The sequence below is a fragment of the Pseudomonas sp. K5002 genome, assembly GCF_013386655.1.
Lineage (GTDB): Bacteria > Pseudomonadota > Gammaproteobacteria > Pseudomonadales > Pseudomonadaceae > Aquipseudomonas.
Genome location: NZ_JACARK010000849.1, coordinates 1 through 1,599 on the forward strand (window position 1 = coordinate 1; position 1,599 = coordinate 1,599).

The following is a 1,599-nucleotide window of genomic DNA, read 5'->3' on the forward strand; positions in this document are numbered from 1 at the left end:
GGCCGTCCGCCTGGGCAACCACCACGGTGGAGGCTGTGGTGGCGACGCACACCGCCGCCACCTGCGGGTGCCCGGCCTGGGCCATCAACTGCCGGCAGGCCTTGCCCAGCGCCGACCACCAGTCCGCCGGCGCCTGCTCGGCCCAACCCAACTGCGGGTATTGCGTGGCATACGGCGCCTCGGCGACGTGTACCAGTTTGTGGCTGTGCAGGTCATACAAACCAGCCCGCACCCCACCTGTTCCGAAATCCAGTCCCAACAACAAGGTCATCGGTAGTTCTCCTGCGTCTTGTAACAACGCTTTTTGTTTTAAGCCCGGCAACGCACAGCGTCGTCGGGCTTGGCGACACACAGCTGACGCGGCTCAGGGACGGAAAATTACCTTGGCCGCGACTTCGCTGCGATCGGCATAGCGCTTGAACATCGCCGGCAATTCATCCAGCGGCAAATCGTGGGTAATCATGAACTGCCACTGCAATTCACCGGAAGCCAGCTTGTCGATGGAGGCCGTCCACTCATCGCCCGGGAACGGTGCCGAGAACGAGTTCCAGGCGCCGTGCAGGGAGATTTCCTGGCGCAGGAAGTGCGAGAAGGTTGCGGTGCTGAGGGCCACGTCACTGGTGGGAATGCCGATAAACACCACATGCCCGCCAGCCTTGGTCAGTTGCACGGCCTGGTTGATCGAGCTGGGATGGCCTGCCGCTTCAATCACCAGTTGGCAACGGGGTAACTCGGCATCCGCCGCGCCGCTGAGCAGGGTGTGGGTGGCGCCGGCTTCGCGGGCCATGGCGAGTTTCTCTTCGGCGATGTCGATGGCGACGATGTCCTTGGCCCCCATGATCCGCAGCCACTGGATCGCAAACAGGCCGATCGGCCCGCAGCCTACCACTGCCCCGCTCTGCCCGGCCTTGAAGTCGGCTTTCCAGATCGCATGCAGGGCAATCGCCGCCGGGTCCACCAGGGACGCGGCAATCGGGTCCATGCCTTGGGGCACCTTGATCAGGTTGCTCAGGGGCACATTGACGTACTCGGCATACGCGCCGTCGCGGCGGCTGCCGAAGTAATCGTAGCGCTCCGAGCGGGACGGAAAGCCTCGGGCATATTGGTCGCTGCTGACGTCCGGGATCATCGGCGGCACTGTCACCAGTTCGCCGATGGCATAGCCTTCGACACCGCTGCCGATCTCTTCGATAAAGCCTGCGAATTCATGGCCGCAAATCAGCGGCATCACATGGGCGCCCTTGCTCAGCATGCGCGGGATATCCGAGCCGCACACGCCGCAGGCGGCGACCCGAACCAGCGCGTGGCCGGCCTTGACCGCAGGTTTTGGAACATCTTCGACCCGGATATCGCCCGGTTGGTACATGACGGCAGCTTTCACAGTGAATTCCTCTGTTGAGTGACGAGTGCGTTCGACCAGGCACCTCCCGCAAGAGGTGCCCGCAAAAATCCATAGCGTGGCGGCGCAGATCCGTCAGAGCGCGCCGGGGCGGTATTCGCCGAAGGTAGAGTCATGCTTGACCTCGGCCACGTTGGCCTTGGTCACCACCTGGGTGCCGGCGTCGACAAAGTTCGGCACCGACTTGCCGGCCGCCAGGG

2 protein-coding genes are annotated in these 1,599 nt (G+C 63.7%); both read right to left on the minus strand.

All coding sequences use genetic code 11. The features are described from left to right. Positions 1-271 (minus strand): FGGY family carbohydrate kinase (locus HX846_RS29855; RefSeq protein ID WP_256740095.1); only part of this gene is annotated, 271 nt, incomplete at its 3' end. Positions 272-364: 93 nt separating this feature from the next. Further along, positions 365-1,381, minus strand: a complete 1,017-nt coding sequence (locus HX846_RS29860) for a galactitol-1-phosphate 5-dehydrogenase (RefSeq protein WP_023658808.1) — start codon at positions 1,379-1,381, stop codon at positions 365-367. Positions 1,382-1,599 lie beyond the last annotated feature (218 nt).